Source organism: Rhodobacteraceae bacterium S2214 (genome assembly GCA_025141675.1).
Classification (GTDB): Bacteria; Pseudomonadota; Alphaproteobacteria; order Rhodobacterales; family Rhodobacteraceae; genus Yoonia.
Window position 1 is genome coordinate 3,527,186 of sequence record CP081161.1, and the last position, 19,151, is coordinate 3,546,336.

At 55.0% G+C, this 19,151-nt stretch carries 22 protein-coding genes; 10 read left to right on the forward strand and 12 right to left on the reverse strand.

Annotated features, from left to right (window positions below; translation table 11 throughout):
• Positions 1-79 precede the first annotated feature (79 nt).
• The gene (gene rpsO, locus K3729_17430) at positions 80-349 is read left to right on the forward strand and encodes a 30S ribosomal protein S15 (protein UWQ99155.1); all 270 of its coding nucleotides are present in this window, start codon (positions 80-82) and stop codon (positions 347-349) included.
• Between the two features lie 66 nt (positions 350-415).
• On the opposite strand, the gene K3729_17435 is transcribed toward rpsO, so the two are convergent.
• On the reverse strand, positions 416-988 hold the full coding sequence (locus tag K3729_17435) for a TetR/AcrR family transcriptional regulator (protein ID UWQ99156.1): 573 nt from the start codon (positions 986-988) through the stop codon (positions 416-418).
• 98 nt (positions 989-1,086) lie between these two features.
• On the opposite strand from K3729_17435, the gene K3729_17440 reads away from it, so the two are divergent.
• Positions 1,087-1,653 carry a carboxymuconolactone decarboxylase family protein gene (locus K3729_17440; protein ID UWQ99157.1) on the forward strand — a complete coding sequence of 189 codons (567 nt, stop codon included), beginning with the start codon at positions 1,087-1,089 and terminating at the stop codon, positions 1,651-1,653.
• 42 nt (positions 1,654-1,695) lie between these two features.
• On the opposite strand, the gene K3729_17445 is transcribed toward K3729_17440, so the two are convergent.
• Both K3729_17445 and K3729_17450 read right to left on the reverse strand, forming a co-directional pair.
• On the reverse strand, positions 1,696-2,346 hold the full coding sequence (locus K3729_17445; GenBank protein ID UWR01117.1) for a hypothetical protein: 651 nt from the start codon (positions 2,344-2,346) through the stop codon (positions 1,696-1,698).
• A gap of 25 nt (positions 2,347-2,371) precedes the next feature.
• Positions 2,372-2,653, reverse strand: coding sequence for a hypothetical protein (locus K3729_17450; protein UWQ99158.1), 282 nt, complete (start codon positions 2,651-2,653; stop codon positions 2,372-2,374).
• 152 nt (positions 2,654-2,805) lie between these two features.
• On the opposite strand from K3729_17450, the gene K3729_17455 reads away from it, so the two are divergent.
• The 4 genes from K3729_17455 to K3729_17470 all read left to right on the forward strand — a co-directional run bounded on the left by K3729_17455 (position 2,806) and on the right by K3729_17470 (position 6,450).
• A complete protein-coding gene (locus K3729_17455) occupies positions 2,806-3,300 on the forward strand; it encodes a hypothetical protein (protein ID UWQ99159.1) in 495 nt (164 codons plus the stop codon).
• A 126-nt stretch (positions 3,301-3,426) separates the two neighbouring features.
• Positions 3,427-4,056: a ribonuclease HII gene (locus K3729_17460; GenBank protein ID UWQ99160.1), complete on the forward strand. Its 630-nt coding sequence runs from the start codon at positions 3,427-3,429 to the stop codon at positions 4,054-4,056.
• A 97-nt stretch (positions 4,057-4,153) separates the two neighbouring features.
• Positions 4,154-5,278, forward strand: coding sequence for a site-specific DNA-methyltransferase (locus K3729_17465; protein ID UWQ99161.1), 1,125 nt, complete (start codon positions 4,154-4,156; stop codon positions 5,276-5,278).
• Between the two features lie 137 nt (positions 5,279-5,415).
• On the forward strand, positions 5,416-6,450 hold the full coding sequence (locus K3729_17470; GenBank protein ID UWQ99162.1) for a class I SAM-dependent methyltransferase: 1,035 nt from the start codon (positions 5,416-5,418) through the stop codon (positions 6,448-6,450).
• Here the strand turns inward: K3729_17470 and K3729_17475 are convergent.
• Both K3729_17475 and mutY read right to left on the reverse strand, forming a co-directional pair.
• A complete protein-coding gene (locus K3729_17475; protein UWQ99163.1) occupies positions 6,439-7,587 on the reverse strand; it encodes an alkane 1-monooxygenase in 1,149 nt (382 codons plus the stop codon). The two genes, K3729_17470 and K3729_17475, sit on opposite strands and share 12 nt — an antisense overlap.
• 30 nt (positions 7,588-7,617) lie before the next feature.
• The gene (gene mutY / locus K3729_17480; protein ID UWQ99164.1) at positions 7,618-8,685 is read right to left on the reverse strand and encodes an A/G-specific adenine glycosylase; all 1,068 of its coding nucleotides are present in this window, start codon (positions 8,683-8,685) and stop codon (positions 7,618-7,620) included.
• 66 nt (positions 8,686-8,751) lie between these two features.
• Here mutY and K3729_17485 point away from each other — a divergent pair, with 66 nt between their 5' ends.
• Positions 8,752-9,273, forward strand: a complete 522-nt coding sequence (locus K3729_17485; GenBank protein ID UWR01118.1) for a DUF721 domain-containing protein — start codon at positions 8,752-8,754, stop codon at positions 9,271-9,273.
• 4 nt (positions 9,274-9,277) lie between these two features.
• Positions 9,278-9,892, forward strand: a complete 615-nt coding sequence (locus K3729_17490; protein ID UWQ99165.1) for a DsbA family protein — start codon at positions 9,278-9,280, stop codon at positions 9,890-9,892.
• A 3-nt stretch (positions 9,893-9,895) separates the two neighbouring features.
• On the opposite strand, the gene lpxK is transcribed toward K3729_17490, so the two are convergent.
• The 7 genes from lpxK to K3729_17525 all read right to left on the reverse strand — a co-directional run bounded on the left by lpxK (position 9,896) and on the right by K3729_17525 (position 17,655).
• On the reverse strand, positions 9,896-10,879 hold the full coding sequence (gene lpxK, locus K3729_17495) for a tetraacyldisaccharide 4'-kinase (GenBank protein UWQ99166.1): 984 nt from the start codon (positions 10,877-10,879) through the stop codon (positions 9,896-9,898).
• A gap of 1 nt (position 10,880) precedes the next feature.
• Entirely contained in the window at positions 10,881-12,068 is a 1,188-nt protein-coding gene (locus K3729_17500; protein ID UWQ99167.1) for a 3-deoxy-D-manno-octulosonic acid transferase, read from the reverse strand.
• A gap of 13 nt (positions 12,069-12,081) precedes the next feature.
• Positions 12,082-12,324 (reverse strand): DUF4170 domain-containing protein, encoded by a 243-nt coding sequence (locus K3729_17505; GenBank protein UWQ99168.1) that lies wholly within the window; start codon positions 12,322-12,324, stop codon positions 12,082-12,084.
• Positions 12,325-12,363: 39 nt separating this feature from the next.
• Positions 12,364-13,173: a 3'(2'),5'-bisphosphate nucleotidase CysQ gene (locus K3729_17510; protein ID UWQ99169.1), complete on the reverse strand. Its 810-nt coding sequence runs from the start codon at positions 13,171-13,173 to the stop codon at positions 12,364-12,366.
• On the reverse strand, positions 13,160-14,506 hold the full coding sequence (locus tag K3729_17515; protein ID UWQ99170.1) for a TldD/PmbA family protein: 1,347 nt from the start codon (positions 14,504-14,506) through the stop codon (positions 13,160-13,162). The genes K3729_17510 and K3729_17515 overlap by 14 nt, the downstream gene beginning before the upstream one ends.
• Before the next feature lie 64 nt (positions 14,507-14,570).
• Positions 14,571-16,094 (reverse strand): DUF2125 domain-containing protein, encoded by a 1,524-nt coding sequence (locus K3729_17520; protein ID UWQ99171.1) that lies wholly within the window; start codon positions 16,092-16,094, stop codon positions 14,571-14,573.
• 67 nt (positions 16,095-16,161) lie between these two features.
• Entirely contained in the window at positions 16,162-17,655 is a 1,494-nt protein-coding gene (locus K3729_17525) for a DUF2125 domain-containing protein (protein ID UWQ99172.1), read from the reverse strand.
• Between the two features lie 111 nt (positions 17,656-17,766).
• On the opposite strand from K3729_17525, the gene K3729_17530 reads away from it, so the two are divergent.
• A complete protein-coding gene (locus K3729_17530) occupies positions 17,767-18,525 on the forward strand; it encodes an SDR family oxidoreductase (GenBank protein ID UWQ99173.1) in 759 nt (252 codons plus the stop codon).
• Positions 18,522-19,133 carry an enoyl-CoA hydratase/isomerase family protein gene (locus K3729_17535; protein ID UWQ99174.1) on the forward strand — a complete coding sequence of 204 codons (612 nt, stop codon included), beginning with the start codon at positions 18,522-18,524 and terminating at the stop codon, positions 19,131-19,133. The genes K3729_17530 and K3729_17535 overlap by 4 nt, the downstream gene beginning before the upstream one ends.
• Positions 19,134-19,151 lie beyond the last annotated feature (18 nt).

Here is a 19,151-nt window from a genome sequence, read left to right on the forward strand (position 1 = left end):
TCCCCTACCGGATGCTCCACGGGCCTTTCTGGACGACATCCCGGATCGCGCCATCAACCCTTTAGATAAGGAGACCCCGATGTCGATTACTGCTGAAGATAAAGCACGGATCATGAAAGAATTCGCCACCAAAGAAGGCGATACAGGTTCCCCAGAAGTTCAGATCGCGATTCTTTCATCGCGCATCGCGACTTTGACAGAACACTTCAAGACCCACAAAAAAGACAACCACGGTCGCCGTGGTCTGCTGAAAATGGTTGCTCTGCGCCGGAAGCTGCTGGACTACACACGTGGTAAAGATGAGGCCCGTTACCAGGACCTGATCAAACGTCTTGGCCTGCGCCGCTAATTTAGCTGCCGCACCACAGATACGGAAAAGCCCACCAATTTTGGTGGGCTTTTTTGTGTTTGGAACTTAGGTCTGCGCCACGTTCTGCGCAATTTCCGCAGCGATCGCTTTTGCATCCACACCGCCGCGATCCGCCGATATGCGCAGGCCAAGCAGGTCAGATTGATAGCGCCGCGCCAAATCCTTTGGGGTGCGATCTGACGAAATGTGACCGTCGGTTTGCGCCTGCGCGAAAAGGGCAGCGAATTGCGTTTCCATGGCTTTCAAATGAGCGTCAGCTGTTTCGGCCAAGGGGTGGTCATGCGCATGCAATTCCAGAAACGTTTTGGATAACATACAGGCCTTCGCGGGCGCATCTTCGGTTTCAACGACCATCGCCGGAAACCTTTGCAATGCAACGACAGGGCCATATTCCTGCGCTAGTGCCGCAAGCCGCGCCTGCCCGTCGGACGCATATTTTTCCATGGCAAGCGCAAAGAGCGCGTCCTTTGAACCGAACGCCGCATAAAAGCTACCGGGTTTCATCTGCAATTCAGCCTCAAGATCTTTCAACGACGTGCCTGCCCAGCCTCGTCGCCAGAACAGGTCGCGGGCACGCTTGATCAGATCATCACGGTCATAATTTGGCTTGCGCGGCATGTGTTCACCAATAGTTGAATAATTGCTCAATTATATACTTGAGTGATCACTCAAGAAAGCCTAATCAGCAAACATACGTAATGAAAAGGACCTAAATCATGGCTTTCCCATCCCACGACCTCGATTCCGCACCTGAAGGCTCAAAGCCGCTGTTGGAAAATTCTCAAAAAGCTTTCGGTCGTTTGCCAGGCTTGCACAAGGTTCTGGCGGAAAGCCCGCAGGCATATGAAGGCTATCAAGTGCTTCACAAGCTGTTCACTGAAACCGAATTTGACGCAGACGAACTGACGGTCGTTTGGCAATCAATCAACGTTGAACACGCTTGCCATTACTGCGTTCCTGCCCACACGGGCATCGCGAAGATGATGAAAGTCTCCGACGAGATCACCGAAGCCCTGCGCAACGAAACACCACTTGCATCAGCTAAGCTGGAAGCGCTGCGTACTTTCACAATCCAGATGGTCCGCGAACGCGGCAATGTGTCCGACGAACAGATGCAGACATTCTTTGACGCAGGTTACGGCCACCGCGCGGTTTTGGATGTGATCCTTGGCTTGGCGCAAAAGACGATGTCCAACTACATCAACCACGTCGCACAGACACCTGTTGATGAGGTGTTCCACCCATTGAAATGGACACGCAGCGACACACCGCTTGAAGTATAAAACAAGATCGAGCCCGCCTGCGATAAGGCGCGCTCGAACCACTTAGGTCATCCGAATGACGGCTTTATCAATCGCAAGCACATAGCCTTTGCGGGCGATGTTCTTGACCAAAAGTTCGCTCATCATTTGGTTGCCGAGCGTATCGCGCAGACGCTTGATCCGCGTCGCCCCTGCTGCTTCATCACATTCAGACGCATCACGACCAGAGATCACACCTTCGATTTCAGCGCCGGACAAGACCTCGTCATCCATCCGCGCCTCTGCCAATACAGACAACGTTTCGATCGCCGCATCCGTGAGCTTAAACGCAAAGTCGTTCAGATAGACCGCTTTTTCACCACGGTTGATCTGGAGCGAATTCACTTCGATCCCTGCCCTTTCGATCCGCCCCATCCGGCGGTTCAATGCGATCAGCAGCACAAGGAAAGCGACCGCAGCCACCAACAATGCAGTCGAGAACATTAGCAAGACGAAAATAACAAAGCGGTACGACGCGAGCGTATCTGCAAAGTTCGTTCCGGTTTGGGCCAGAATTTCAAGCAGCTTGATCTCGGCATTGCCAGTCAGCGTATCGTTTTCGACGAAAATGCGTTCGACCTGCGCGTTAAACGCGTTCGCGTCAGGCAGGTTGATGAACAGTAGAATAGCCGCGACCGCGAGGATCACGACAATCCCAATAATTCCAGCCACCACAAGACGGCTGCTGATTTCGCGGGTCTCAGAAGCGGAGGAAGTAGTCACCGGCGCTATCCTTCTTGTCATCCAGTTGCGTATCGTCAAACACGCTCAGTACGTTCAGCAGTTCCCAACCGCCAGACGAAAGTCGCCCTGACAGTTGTGACGCCGCATTACTGACAGAACAATCACCCTGCACAGTCGCCACACCATAGTGCAGACGCAACGGGTTGTCCTGTTTAGCCTTGTAGTCAGCGTAGCAGGCCGCCTGTGCAGCCCCCGTCAGCATGACCAATGCCGTGATGGAATAAAGTAAGGTTTTCATGCCCTGATCTATGCCCCTGCCCTGCGTGTTATTCAATATCGCCCGACGATAGCCCGCTTGGTATCGCATAACCATCCCCCGTTATTGATGGTCAGTCCTGACACAGCCCACGTTCGGTGCATCCCCGCATCGCAGCCAAAGGAGCAAACGATATGCGTAAGACACTGACAGCCGGCCTGACAGCCCTTTCCCTTGTACTTGTCCCCGCAGCGCCCGTTCACGCAGAAACCAACGACGCGTTGAACCGCGCCATACTTGGCTTGTTGGCGGCAGGCGCAATCGGCTTGGCCATCAACAAGAGCCAAAGCGAAACGCGCAGCATTCCAGTTCAGCAAGACAACCGTCGTTGGACACATGATGACAACAGACGGACCGAACGCGACCAACACCAACACCGCGACAATCGTCGCGCCCAGTCGCAGCGTCGTGTTGATCCGCTGCCAAGCCGGTGCTTCCGCCAGATCGAACTCGGTAACGGACGTGTTCAGTCTGTATTCACCGAACGCTGCCTTGACCGCCGCTATGCCGATAACGCCAGCCTGCCGCGTCAATGTCTGACGCGCCTTGGTGGCCGTGATGGCAGCCGACGCGGCTACGAAGCCAGTTGTCTACGCGACCGTGGATTTCGGTCAAATCAACGCTGGTAAGCAATAGAGATAGATGCACCCGCCCGAAGGTCATGTCGGCGGGTGTGTCTTGTGGGGCGAGGGTTTGGACGACCTCTCGCCCCACTTTTGGGTTGAAGGGGTTGGCTGGCTCTGGTCTGAAACCTTATGGCCAAGACGATTCCCACCTTTGAATATGAAGAAGACGCAATCAACAGCGGCTTTAGCCGCGTTGCGGGCGTAGACGAAGTCGGGCGCGGCCCATTGGCGGGACCCGTCGTTGCAGCCGCGGTTGTGCTGGACCCTGACAATATTCCTGACGGGTTAAATGACAGCAAACAGATGTCCGCCAAGAAGCGCGAGGCGCTTTACGACATCCTGTACGATGTCGCCGACGTATCGATCGCGGAGGCCAGCGTGCGCGAGATCGAGGAAATCAACATTTTGCAGGCATCGCATTTGGCAATGGTCCGTGCGGTTTCAGGTTTGAAGCAACCTGTTGATTTTGTTCTGATCGACGGAAACGCGGTTCCTCGCGGCCTGAATGTTGCCGCAGGCACTTTAATCAAAGGGGATACGCGGTCATTGTCCATCGCCGCCGCCTCAATTGTGGCCAAAGTGTGGCGCGACCGCCTGATGTTGTCGCTAGCGCAACAGCACCCCGGCTACGGCTGGGAGACAAATGCAGGCTACCCCACACCTCAACACAAAGCGCGGCTAAAAAGCCACGGTGTCACTCTACATCATCGCCGTACATTCGCCCCTGTACACAATATCTTGTGGCAAGAAAAAAAATAAAAACACGAATTTTTAAAGATATTTACACAGAATCGTCTGTGAATCATTGTGAACTCAACCAACGAGCGGAACAAATTCGCCGAGGCAGAGGCAGACGATGAAAACCAAAACGAAAGCCCCAAAAGGGGTGTCGGAGGCGGCTACGCTTCCCCTAAACACGATCCTTGATGGCGACTGCATTGAGCGGATGAATGCGCTTCCTGCGGGTTCTGTTGACCTGATTTTTGCGGATCCGCCCTATAACCTTCAGTTGAAGGGCGATCTTCACCGTCCCGACAATTCCAAGGTTGATGCCGTGGATGATGCATGGGACCAGTTTGATAGCTTTAAGGTTTATGACCGTTTTACAAAGGCTTGGCTGAAAGCCGCCCGTCGCCTGCTGAAACCGAATGGCGCGATCTGGGTCATTGGGTCTTACCACAACGTGTTCCGGATGGGCGCTGAACTACAGAACCAAGGCTTCTGGATTTTGAACGATGTGGTTTGGCGCAAGTCGAACCCAATGCCAAACTTCCGCGGCAAACGCCTGACGAACGCTCACGAGACACTGATCTGGGCGTCTAAAGAAGAAGCGAGCAAATACACCTTTAACTACGAGGCGCTGAAAGCGCTGAACGAAGGTGTTCAGATGCGATCCGACTGGGTGCTTCCGATCTGTACCGGCCACGAACGCCTGAAGAACGAAGAAGGCGATAAAGCGCATCCAACGCAGAAGCCGCAATCGCTGCTGCACCGCGTTTTGGTTGCGACGACCAACCCAGGTGACGTGGTTCTTGACCCGTTCTTCGGGACAGGCACAACGGGTGCCGTCGCGAAAATGCTGGGCCGTGATTTCATCGGTATCGAACGCGAAGAAGCATACCGCAAGGTCGCTGAAAAGCGCATCAAGAACACACGCAAGTTCGACAAAGAGGCGCTGGAAGTGTCCACGTCGAAACGTGCAGAACCGCGTGTTGCCTTTGGCGTTCTGGTTGAACGCGGCATGCTGCGTCCAGGTGAGGAACTGTGGTCCATGAATGGGCGCCACAAGGCCAAGGTCCGTGCAGATGGCACCGTGATCGGGGCAGATATCAAAGGGTCTATCCACCAAGTGGGGGCAGCCTGCGAAGGCGCGCCAAGCTGTAATGGCTGGACCTACTGGCAATTTAAACGCGACGGACAAAAGGTCCCTATCGACTTGCTGCGCCAGCAGATCCGTTCCGAAATGGCCAAACACAACTGATTTTACGAATACCGCCGGTGCAAGTGGCCCGCCTTCCCTGCAAGGGGAAGGACCGCTTGCACGAACTTCACCCCGCCCTTGTGGCGGGGTTTTTTTTGGTCAATCGTCTGACTACGCTATAATATGCGGGGGCTAAGATGACTGATCCATTGACGGAACTGCGCCATCTTGAGGCTGATCTGATGACACGGGCCAGCGGTATCGCCAGTCAATTGGCGCAACCAGCATCGGACGTCCGCAATACAACCGTTGATAGGCAATGGCAGGGAATTGCCCGACAGTTTGGGCCTTACCAATCCAGCCTTTCCGCCTTGCAAAATGCGCCCGTAACATTCGATGCAGACCGCCAAACATATCTTAAACATGGGGCGTATCGCGCGTCGCTGTGGCCCAAAACAAGGGTGCTCCTTGATCGGATAGCCGCACACACGACGCAGCCACTTGTCACACAACCAAAGCTACAAGCCGTTGATCGCAGTAGTGATTTGATATCCTACCTTACCAATTCGCTGCATTATCTGGCCAACCCGATTGCCGAAGATCGTCAGTTTTCTCATGAAACACAGTTTCCGGACATCCCGCTGTCGGGTGATTATTTTGTAAACCTGATGCAAGCGGCCTATCGCGTAAGCCTTGCACAGGGCGGAAAACGACCCCTTAGGTTTTTGGATATCGGGTGCGGCGGCGGTACAAAGCTTATGATCGCAGCCCACTTTTTCGAACAGGTTGACGGGTTGGAATATAATAGCGCTTTCGCGGCAAATGCACGGCAAGCCTTACGTTCATCGCAGACCGAAGGATGTCGCGTTGTTGATGGTGATGCTTTGGAATTTGACGGATACGGCGACTATGACGTGATCTATTTTTATCGGCCGATCTCTGATCCGCAGATGTTGGCTGCCATGCAAAATCGGATACTTCGCCAAGCCAAAGAAGGGGCGATCATCATTGCGCCAACTGCGGCACCCATTGCAAAATCCCAAGCCGTCCTTGTCGCCGAAAACATCTACCTTGCGCATGCGACGGCAGAATATGCGACTTCAATCACTGCTAAAGCGGAACAGATAGGCCCTGATTGGCGGTTAGAAAATCCTCAATTTGATCAAGCGCTTGGTTTTTGGCTGCCCCTGATCAAGGCCTGCCACGACGATGGATTTTGCTTACCGCGGTAACGGATTTGTCCCTTGCTTATACGGCAGCCAATCTTCGATTTCTGGGTAGTATTTCTCGCGCCAAGCCAGAACACGGGGGTTCATGATTTTCCGCCAAAGACGCGGCGAAAGTGCCGCCATTGTCATAAGCGGATACCCATAAGGCAGCTGTGGCGCATCGTCGTCATCATAGGTTTGCAGCAATGGGAATCTGCGGTCCGGTTTGTAGTGATGATCAGAATGGCGTTGCAAATTGATAAGCAACCAGTTCGACGCTTTATGCGCCGCATTCCAAGAATGACGCGGCAAGACGTGTTCATATTTACCGTCGCCCAAATGTTTACGTGTTAACCCGTAATGTTCGACATAGTTCACCAGCTCGAGCTGAAAAACAGCCCAGAAGGCTTGGGCCAAAAACAAGAAGACGCCCCACCAACCGCCAATAACGGCGGCCAGAACGATGAAGCCAGCCTGCAAAACCCAATACCGGAAGAACGGATTGGACAGGTCGGTCCATGGTTTTTTCTTGCGCGCCAGCATCGCTTTTTCTGCATTGAAAGCAGATGTATAGCATTCGACCAGCACACGCGGGAAGAACCGCCAGAAGTGTTCATTGTAACGCGCCGTTACCGGATCTTTCGGCGTCGCGACGTAACGGTGATGCACAAGCAGGTGTTCTGAACGAAAATGCGAATATAAAACCGATGCCAGCAAAATGTCTGCCAGCCAGCGTTCCAGTTTTGACTTCTGATGCATCAATTCGTGCGAATAGTTAATCCCGACGGTGCCCGAGATGATCCCGAACCCTGCGAACAACGCCCATTCTTCCAGCCAATTCAGGTGGTCCGTGTTCACCACATAGATCATGGCCCCAAAGATCGTGATCAATTGAATGGGGGTCCAGATCAACGTGATCAGTTTGTACCAGTACAGCTGTGCCTCAGGTGTCTGCGGGTCTTCGTTTTCTTCGTTCAAGCCCGTGAAATAATCCAAGACCGTAAACAAATACCACGTTGCAAGCGGCAGTAGCAAAAGCGCCCAACCGCCGTAGAGTGCTGCGATCATCGCAAGCGGGATCAGAATCAATGACAGCCAGAACGGCAACGCGGCCGAAAGCCGGGCCATCGCCGGTATGGAAGGTGCAGTGGTCATCGCCATTCTCACTATCGTTTGACTGTTACACTACATTTAACGGGACTCTGGCTCAATTGTGGCGTCACGTCGCGGAACAAGATCAAAAACCTTGCGCATCGCAGTCGGCAGCGCAGATGGCACAAATGCATTGTGCAGGACAAAATGGCCGCGGGCGGGGTCAAGGTTGTCGGGGACATTTGCAACCATGACCTTCAGCCGCAAATGAAAATGCGTGAAGGTATGCCGCGCCTCTTGCCCGCTGTCTTTCCAATCCGCCTCTAAAGGCGGTGCAGGCGTAGGGTCGTCCGACCAATCAGAGCTTGGGAAAGCAAGCATCCCACCGAGTAACCCCTGACTGGGGCGCGTTTCCAGCAGCCAAGCACCATCATCGCGGCGTGCGACATAAACATAGCCCAAACGCACAGGCGTTTTCTTTTTTGGGGTTTTCTTTGGCAGCTGAGCCGCTGTGCCAACCTGCCGCGCCGCACAAGGGTCACGCCATGGGCAAATTCCGCAGGCGGGATTCTTGGGCGTGCAGATAGTCGCGCCCAGATCCATCACGGCCTGCGCATAGTCGCCCGGTCGCCCCTGAGGCGTTAACGCTTCTGCGTGTTTCATCAAGACTGGTTTGACGCCTGGTAAGGGATCGTGAATGTCGTACATGCGCGCCATCACGCGTTCGACGTTACCGTCAAGCACGGTTGCGTGCTGGTTAAACGCAATCGCGGACACTGCAGCCGCAGTATAAGGACCGATGCCCGGTAGCTTTAGTAAGTCATCGTAATCGCTTGGGAATACCCCATCATGTTCTGCCACGATCACGCGCGCACATTTCAACAAATTGCGCGCCCGTGCATAATACCCAAGCCCTGCCCATGCGGCCATCACCTCTGCGTCTTCGGCTGCGGCTAAATCTATCACGGTGGGCCACAGACCGGTAAATTTGCGGAAATATTCCTTAACTGCCGCAACAGTCGTCTGCTGCAGCATCACCTCTGACATCCAGATAAAATAGGGATCAGGGCGCTGTCCCGCTTTGCTTTGATCTGGTGGTACGCGCCATGGCATGGCCCGCGCGTGGCCATCATACCACATCAGCAATTCGTCGCTTAGATCACGCAATGTTTATTGCTCCTTTAGCTCAGGGGCTGGCTTGGCCTGCCGCATTGCTTACATTAGAACGGAATGATGAAACAACCACGCCATAAGGGGTCAACCTACGGGTTTTCTCGGGCATCTGGATTGATGCAGAACCGGATTCGCAAAGCCAGCGAAGCCCGTGGTTTTGCGGTGACCCGACTGCTGACCCATTGGTCCGAGATTGTTGGCGAAGGCACAGCCAAGATCGCGACCCCCGTCAAGGTCAGCTACGGCAAGGGTGGCATGGGCGCGACATTGTCTGTTTTGACGACAGGCGCGCAAGCCCCGATGCTGGAAATGCAGAAAGATCAGATTCGCGACAAGGTAAATGCCTGCTACGGCTACCGCGCAATTGCCCGCGTTCGGATCACGCAAACGGCCCCTGTTGGCTTTAAGCAAGGGCAGGTCGCCTTTGACCGCGTGGAAGAAAAACGACCTGAGCCAGCTCCCGTATACCGCGAGGCGGCAAGCCAGATATCAAACGACGTGACAAGCCCCGCGCTACGCGATGCGCTTGCCGCACTTGGGGCTAACATCCTGTCAAAACACAATAAATCTACCAAAGGATAACGACATGAAACGCAGAGACCTTTTGAAGACAGGCGGTGCCGCCGTTGCCCTTTCGGGTGGCTTTGGCACGTTTGTACAGGCGCAAGAAACAACGATCGAGATCCCTGATATGGTGCTCGGTGATGAAAACGCACCGATCGAAATGATCGAATACGCGTCCTTCACTTGCCCACATTGTGCGTCTTTCCATGCCAACGTGTACCCGCAGCTGAAGGCAGACTACATCGACACCGGTAAGGTGAAATTCATTTACCGCGAAGTGTATTTTGACCGTTTCGGCCTGTGGGCATCCATGATTGCACGCTGCGCTGGTGAAGACCGTTTCTTCGCGGTGTCCAACCTTGTCTACGAAAAGCAGCGCGAATGGACCGCAAGCGGTGATCCGGCAATTGTGATTGAAGAACTGCGCAAATTGGCAAAAACAGCTGGTCTGAACGATGAAACGCTTGATGCGTGCATGTCCGATGCGGACCAAGCGCAAGCATTGGTGGGTTGGTACCAAGCGAACGCCGAACGTGACGGCATCAACTCTACACCTAGCTTCCTGATCAACGGCGAAAGCCATGGCAACATGACGTACGAGAACTTCAAGACGATCTTGGACGAAAAGCTGGGTTAACCCTTAAAGACCAATCTGACTGAGGGCTGCATCAAGTGGCCCCCAGTCGCTGATTTGTAGCCGAACCGGAACTGTCAGCACTTTTGCCCTGAACGCGTCGGGCAAGCGCACCGCATCTTTTTCAGTCGTCACCATCTGCGCGTTCTTCAACCGCGCTTCCGTTTCCAGCCTTGTCATCAACGCGGCGGTTAGCGGTTGATGATCCGACAAAGCTTCACCGTGGATTAGGACAACACCCAAGTCGCGCAAGGTCTGAAAGAACTTTTCAGGATGACCGATCCCAGCAAATGCAAGTACCGGCAACCCTTGCCACGGCATACCGGTCGGCAATGGTTCAAGATGGCCTTGAACATGTCCAGACAAGTTAGGCCATTGATCACTAAACCTATTTTGATCGTCCTTCGAACCAATTGACAGAACGATGTCAGCCCGCTGTAGACCAGCAGCAACAGGTTCACGCAAAGGACCGGCAGGGATAACTTTACCGTTCCCAAAACCCCGCTTAGCGTCGACCACGACAATGGACACGTCTTTTTCAACGCTTGGATTTTGGAAACCATCATCCAGAATAATGACGTCAGCACCACCGTCTTGCGCCGCCGTCACACCTGCGGCACGATCCTTGGCGACCCAAGTCGGCGCGAAAGCTGCTAGTAACAGGGGTTCGTCACCGACCTCTCCCGCGGAATGCGCCATCGGATCAACACGCGTCGGACCATTCAGGCTGCCGCCATACCCGCGCGATACGATATGCGGCTGATGACCCCTTGCAATAAGCCGTTCCGTCAGCGCCATTGTTGTCGGCGTTTTTCCAGTTCCGCCCGCGTTAATATTACCGACGCAGATGACCGGAACAGCGGCTTTCATGCCGGACTGCGCAACACGTCGCGCGGTGGCCGCGCCATAAAGTGCACCCAAGGGCGACAGAATGCGTGCCTGCCATGCAGGCGATTGCGCCGATGTGTACCAAAAAAGCGGGGCTTTCATATTACGCACCCACCCCGTCAAGTTGTTCCAACAACGTTTCGGCCAACCGATTTGTCACGTCAGCCCCGCGTGATGTGACATCCCATGCGGCATGAACGATCCGAGCGGCTTTGTCGGGTGACAAAAGCGTCTCGACGGTTTTTCCGAGATCGGCGAAAGAATTCACAGTAACACAGGCGTCAGCGGCGGCAAGTCTGGATATCTGCGCCTCATACGGCTGCACGAACGGCCCATGCAATACTGCGGACCCCAAAGTCGCGGCTTCAAACGGTTCACGGCAAGTCGTGCCCGTCAAAGTCCCGCCAAGGTACGTGATTGGTGCCACGCGGTACCATAAACCCAGCTCACCCTCTGTATCAGCAACATAGACCTGTGTTGCTTCGTCAACCTCTTCATCAGCGGAACGAAGGCACACGGAAAACCCGGCCCCGCGCAGCGTTTCCGCCGCATCCACGCCGCATGATGGATCGCGTAAAGATATGATCAAGAAAAGACGATGCGCACGACGGCTTGCCTGATGATGGGCCTGCGCGATTTGTGAAACCTCGGAAATATCGGCATCCGCCGCGAACCAAATCGAACGGGCGCCAAGCGATTTGGCGATATCCTGACGTTCGTCTTCGAAGTGCGGCAAGGCGGCAGGCGCGCTTTCGAGCGGACCAAGCGTTTCAATGCGGTTCGCGTCAACGCCAGCCCGTACAAGTGCGGGTGCGACGTCATCCGCGACTGTCATAATCTTGGCAAACTGGCGCAACATACCGCGTGTCAGCCCTGGCACCCAGGTCTTGGTCGTGGGCCGTGCGGTTGCCTGCTCGGCACCAACAAGCACGCAAGGCGTTTTGGCCTGCGCCAGTTCATACAACGTCGTCGCATCCAGTTCCGGACCAAGCCAAAGCGTCAGGTCCGGTTTCCAATGGTCAAGAAATGCGCGTATCGGTGCGCGCCCCAACGGCGTCATAAAAGTACGGTCCGTCCCATCGGCAGTCGTGATGACCAGAAAAATGGGATCGCCATCGGCCTGCAAACGTGTTTCCAGATCCCGAAGAGCATCCATCGGCAAATCGCCGTTCACGCGCACCCAAATGACACTGCCTTGGGGGCGTTGCGGCAGTTTATGGATGTCCTGCTCTGTCCTTTCACCGCCGCGGCGTGAGAAATACGCCGCAAGTGAAAGTGACTTATCAGGCATTCGGGTGGTCCAATTAACCGAGTTCTTCGGTCGACGATGCTGCTGTTTCTTCGTCACGCAGGCGGTGCAAATGTGCGATGAAATAGCGGGTATGCGCGTTATCAACGGTGCGGTGCGCAGCTGCTTTCCACGCGTCGTAAGCCGTCGCATAGTCTGGGAAAATACCTACGATATCGATATTGTTCACATCGGCAAATGCGCTTTTAGTTGGATCGATCAGCTCTCCGCCGAAGACGAGGTGTAGACGTTGTGTCATAGGGTTGACCTTTTTTGACTTGACCGTGTTGTATCAGACTTATGCGTTTGGTGAAGGTGTCTCAACCGTTGATGCAGCAAATGCTGTCTGCAAAAGACGTGTTACAGGGCTACCCGCTACCACGCCGTTAACCTGCGGATGCGGATTGTTAAAACGCAGCGGTGCCCCCGTTTGATCCGTCACCTCGCCGCCCGCTTCGGCGACGATCAAAGCGCCCGCTGCGATATCCCATTCCCAAGACGGGCGTAGCGTCATCATAGCGTCAAACCGACCTTGCGCTGTCAAAGCCATCCGATAGGCCAGCGACGACCGAAATTTACGTACCACACCAGCTGGCGGCGTTTGATCTGCCCAGAATTTATCGGCAAAGCTCGCTTTGTTCGACAACACGGTCGCACCGTCCAGATCGTTCTTTTGCGAGACTTCGATCGGGTTCCCGTTCAACGTCGCACCACCGCCCTTTTGGGCGGCGTAAAGGTAATCCCGCATCGGCAGATAAACGACGGCTGCCATCACTTCGCCGCCTTCAAGCACGGCCAATGCATGCGCCCAGTCCTGCGATCCCTCGATGAACGCCCGCGTGCCATCAATTGGATCCACAACGAATTGGCGTTGCGTCGCGAGACGCCCCATGTCGTCTTCTGTTTCTTCAGACAACCAGCCATAATCAGGCCGCGCCCGCTGCAATTCGTGTGCCATCAATTCATTAACGGCCAAATCAGCTTCGGTCACAGGGCCTGCACCGCCCCCTTTGTCCCAGACTTTGGGGCGATCAACGACGAAACGTCTGGCGATATCACCCGACGCTTTGGCCGTCGCGATCAGAAGGTCCAGATCAGTCACCGGCAAGCGTCAGCCCTTCAATCAGGATCGACGGCACGACGTGCGACAGATGTGCGCGTGCATCGTTCGATGGAATCATCCGCAGCAGCATGTCGCGCAGATTGCCCGCAACCGTGCATTCGTTGACCGGATAAGTAATTTCACCATTTTCGACCCAGAACCCAGACGCACCACGTGAATAATCGCCCGTATTTGGGTTCACAGTCGATCCGATCATCGACGTGATCAGCAGCCCCGTACCCATGTCGCGGATCAGGTCTGCCCGCGATTTATCGCCTTGAGTAAGGGCGAGATTGGACAAGCTTGGCGATGGCGGTGCGGATGTCCCGCGTGATGCGTTGGCTGTGCTGTCGAGCCCCAATTTTCGGGCGTTCGCAAGGTCGAGCGTCCATCCAGTCAGCACACCGTTGTCGATGATCGCGCGGCGCTGCGTCGCCAGCCCTTCGGCGTCGAACATGCGCGATGAAAAGGCACGTGGACGACGCGGGTCTTCGATCAGGGAAATACCATCAGGCAGCACCTGTTCGCCCAGCGCGTCGCGTAGCCAGCTGGACCCACGCGCGATTGCCGCCCCGTTTACGGCTTGGCTGATGTGCCCGACAAGGCTGCTGGCAATCCGTTCATCAAACAGTACGGGAAAGCTGCCAGTTTTCGGTTTGCGGGCACCAGTGCGTTCGACGGCACGCGCCGCGGCTTGTCGTCCAATGTCTTCGGCGTCGCGCAGATCGGCTTGAAAAATACGGCTATCGTAGTCGTAATCGCGCTCCATATCAGCGCCGGTCCCACTGATCGCAACGCATGACAAACCACAATCGCTGCGCGTGTAACCACCGGAAAATCCGTTCGAGGCGGCAAGGTGGATGCGGCGACGACTGTAACCTGCGGAGGCGGATTGGACCTGACTGATATCTTTATTTTCAAGCGCTGCCGCTTCTGCGCGGGCAGCATCGGCTTGCAATTCTGCCGGATCAGGTTCGTCGGTTGGGTCGAACATCTCCAAGGAACTGCTGTCGCGGTCCACGGCCAGTTGAGACGCATCAGCAAGCCCCGCGTGGGGGTCTTCCGGTGCTTCACGGGCCATCGCAACGGCACGTTCGGCCATCTGTTCCAGCGTTGCGGTTTTCGCATCTGATGACGACACACAAGCTTGTCGGTTGCCGACAAACACGCGCATCCCGACATCCACGCCTTCGGACCGTTCTGCCTTTTCCAAGGCCCCTGCCCGTACATCAATCGACACCGATGTACCATCAACGGCGATGGCATCGACAGCGTCGGCACCCGCCTTTTTGGCAATTGCGATCATCTGTTCTGTTAGGGTGGAAAGCTGTTGGGTCATGTGTGCCTGCTTTGAATAAGTCGTAAGACAGGTATGCGGCGGGTCGCCCCGCCGCAAGGGGCGCTTAGCGCATGCGTTGGCCGTTCACGATGACATGACCTTCGCCGTTCACGTCCAGACGCGTTTCAAACGCATCTTCGCCTGTCGCTTTGGCAATAAAGCCCATGCCAAGACGCGCCATGCCCGCTTCATCCGGACCAATAACACCGAAGCCAACCAAACGGTCGATCAACGCGTTTGCACCTTCAACATTCAGGATCGCACTGCCTTCCGGACGCGGGAACCCATCAAAGGTTGTCATGTCGGAATTGTCGACAACAAACGCCCCCGTGGCCAAGGCGCTTGCCCCGATAGCAGAGACCGAAATTTCGTTGATCGTCAGGCTTTCAAGGCTAATCGGCGGTTCCGATTGATTCATCTGCGCCTCAATAGTCTCGAAATTCAGCGCGTCGATTTCAGAGATCACAGTGCCCGCGACATCAATGTTGATCGACGCTGGATCGCGCGGCAGATCACCGTTGGGATCAAAAAGACCCCAAAGGTCTTCGCTGATTTCCAAATCAGAGAAATCCAAACGCACAGCAACATCTTGCGGTTCTTCGCTTGGCATCAGTGGGAATTTGTAGCCGCCGACGGCTTTCCCCATGCTGCCAGAAATCGGGAATGGGAAAACGTCCGGAATCAACATGTTGAATTCGACGCCTTCGCCTTCGGCAAACAGGTCAAAGCCGGCGGCATCAATTGAAAAACGACTGGTTGTGCGGCCGGAGGTTTGTGATTGCTCGGACAGGATATCGCCGTCGATTGTCGTGATCGTTTCGCTGGAACTGCCTTCCGCATCTGCCGTACCACGCAGGTAGGCGCCTGCCGCCAATGCCGCGGACAAGTTCATGATGTCCGAACCGCCAGCGGGGAACGCTGTCTCAAACGTCGTGTCATTCGCGCCGAACCGTCCCGTGTTGCTGATCACAGACCCGTCTGCATCGTTCAACACATAGGCCACGTCAGCGGCACCCGTTGTCATTTCTGTTGTTGTTGTGATCAGGTCGCCCGTCAAAACGCGTGACGTAGACGAATAACCCGCCCCGCTAGCAAGCATCGAAAAGTCGATGTCTTCCTCTGGCACTTCGATATCTTTGACTTCAACCGTCAACGCATCGGCTGATTGCACGAATGTCATATCGGCGGGGTCGCCTGACACAGTGCCTTGGAAATTGTCTTGCGCGATGCCTAGCGTCAGCGCCCCTGACCCTTCGGACGGCACATCAAATTCGATCCGCACATCAAATGCTTCAGGGTAGGAGATGACGACAGTCCCATCAGACTGATCAACAAAGCGCATGTCAGGCAAACCAACCCGCAACGTCGCGACATCAAACGGGAACCGGTAAAGCAGCGCGCTATCGCTGATCACGGTCTCGTCGCCGCTGGTTGTCGGCGTGCCGATGACTTGTGCACCCGTTGATTCATAATATGCGGTGTAGGTCGCCCAAACGTCAGCGCCCGTGACGTCCGCCGCGACGCTTTGCGCCAACATAGCCGTGGCAGATAAAACAGTCGTTCCAAATAGGTTTCGGCGAAGCATCATATTTTCCTTATATTACAATAGAAAAGGGGTGCGACGGTCGCCCATCGCACCCCCTATTTCGTGCAGCTTACTGGATACGTTGACCATTGGCCATGATGTGGCCTTGGTCATTGATCTCGATCTTGGAACTCAGTTCATCGTCGCCGGTAGGCGTGGCGAACATCCCCATGAACATGCGGCCCATTGTGGCCTGTTCAGCAGGCAGCAGCCCCATTTCGACGACTTTGTCGATCAGCGCATTGGCCCCTTTGATCCCGATATTCACTTCGCCCGTTGGACGTGGCAATCCGTTAAAGGTTTCCAGATCGCTGTTGTCGAATGTGAAATCACCAGCGCCCGTGATTTCCGCACCCGCCGCTGCCAGACGCAAACCGATCAGCTGAAGGCTGTTCAATTCACCTGGTGTGTCAGCAAAGGCCATTGCTTCGGCTTGTTCTGGGTCCAAGATATTGAAGAACAATTTGGCCATCCCTGCCAATTCCAGTTCAGCTGTTACAGGTTCACGCGGAATCGTGCCCGTCGGGTCCGCCATGTTCCAGATGTCGTCGCTGACCGTGACTTCGGTCAAAGCGAATTTGAAACCGAACGGTTCTGCCTCGTCTGTACTTTCCAGTGGCATGTAAAAGCTTGTCTCGGCTTGATCCCAAGAAAAGCTAACGGGGAACGGTAGGTCTGGCATTTGTGCGCTGACGTCCACGCCATCAAACGCAAAACCATAGGCCAGATCAGATTGGTTCATGGTGGCGTTGAAACCGCCTTCACCCATTTGAATGCTCGCCGTGCCCGCATCACCATCGACACTAAAGTCAGCGATAAAGCTTGCGCCAAGATATCCCATTGTTGAATCGACGCCAAAGCCGTTCGCGAACCATGTGTCAGGCGCGTCCATATCCAGACCTTCGGGCATATTCATGGTCCCGTCTGCACCCAGCCGTTCCATTTTGCCGCTTACAAGCATGTAGCCATCGCCGCCCGGTTCTTTGACATCAAACAAGACGTCCACGTTTTCAGCGATCATGTCATAAGCCAAGGCACCATCTGCGCTAGTCTGATACGTGCCCGATAGATCATTCGCCTTCACGAAAATGTCGCCTTCGACATCAGCGGCATCGCCTTTAAATTCGGCAACACGCATCGTGTAGCTATCAGCGCTGATGTCGTAATCCATCGCATCAGGATCGCCGCTAACGGTAATCGCCATGTTTTCCTGCGCAACCTCAAGATCAACGATCAGGTCGTCCTCGATGTTTACCGCAATCAGATAGCTGTCCGGCACGTCAACGGACACGGTTCCATCGCCATTTTCGGTAAAGACAAGCGGGCCCAGGTTGGTCGTCACGCTGCTGTATTCGTCAGACATGGTCATGCTCAGGTCGTTCACGGTCAGCGTCGCGCCGTCTACCACTTCGCTGCCGATAGAAATATTTTCAGACCCGTAGACCTGAATTTGCTTTTGCCAGTCGGCCCACACGTCGGCGGCCGTCACATCTGCAATCGCGGCAGAAGAACTCAGAAGGGCAGCCGCACAAACGGCACCACGCAATACAATGACGTCTTTCATAAGATGTCCTTTCAAATAATTTCTGCGCAGAGTGTCGGACGACTTGCACCGATGTGCAAGGTCGGGAATCCTAGACTGGCAAGCAATGGCCAAGGTACTTATGAGATTATTATGGTAGATCAGACACTCAGCGGGAAAACCGCGCTTATCACAGGCGCAAGCCGTGGCATCGGTGCGGCCGCCGCGCATGCATTTGCGCAGGCAGGCGCGAACGTCGCACTGGCTGCACGTAGCACAGATGACATTAACACCATTGCCAAAGAGATTGGGGATCAGGCCATCGCAATTCCCTGCGACGTCGCGGATCCGGACGCTGTAAAAGCCGCCGTTGATCAGACGATCGACCGGTTCGGGGCGCTTGATATTCTGATCGGGAATGCAGGTATGATCGAACCGATTTCGATGCTTGCCGAGACTGATCTGGCTGCGTTTTCCAAGGCCGTTGATGTAAATTTCAAGGGCGTTTTCTACGGCATGAATGCCGTTCTGCCCCACATGATCGCGCGCGGAAGCGGTACGATCATTACCGTGTCGTCTGGGGCTGCACATGGCCCAATGGAAGGCTGGCCGACCTATTGCGCCACAAAAGCTGGGGCGTACATGTTAACGCGCGCCGCTGATCACGAAAACCGGGACAAAGGTGTGCGCGTGCTCGGCCTGTCCCCCGGCACGGTGGCAACCAAAATGCAGCGTGACATTAAAGCGTCCGGTGTCAATCGCGTGGCAGAGCTTGATTGGTCAGATCACATCCCGCCGGAATGGCCGGCGGCGGCCTTGGTCTGGATGTGCGGCGATGCCGCCGACCCTTATCTTGGGACAGACGTATCGCTGCGCGAAGACGAAATCCGTCGCATGGTTGGTCTTATATGATCGAATATCACTACGACGATCATGTCTCAACGATCACAATCAATCGACCCGAAAAAGCAAACGCCCTGACCAGCGCAATGCTGCGCGAATTGATCGATGCCGTTGAAAAGTCACGCGGATCTCGCGTGACGATCCTGACAGGCATAGGCAAGGTTTTCAGCGCAGGGGCGGCATTGGAAGAAGTACAGAGCGGCCTTGCGACTGATCCGGCGTGGGAAATCCTTTCGCAATCAATTGCCGATCAAAAGGGCCTTACGATCTGCGCGCTGAACGGCACGTTGGCGGGCGGCGCGTTCGGTATGGCGTTGGCCTGCGATATACGGGTCGCAGTTCCCGATGCTCGTTTTTTCTATCCAGTCATGAAAATGGGAGTTTACCCCCAGCCGTCCGATCCCAAAAGGATGGAACACCTCATTGGCCCGTCGCGCACGAAGATGATGCTGTTGACCGCGCGCAAAATCGATGCCGAAACAGCCCTGCGTTGGGGTTTGATTGATGACATTGTAGCGCCCGACGACCTGTTTCACCGCGGCCATGAACTTGCGGCGCCCGCAAAAGCAGCATCACTTGATCTCGTGGGCGGGATTAAAGACATGATCAAGCCCTGAACCTTGCCTTGCAAGCCA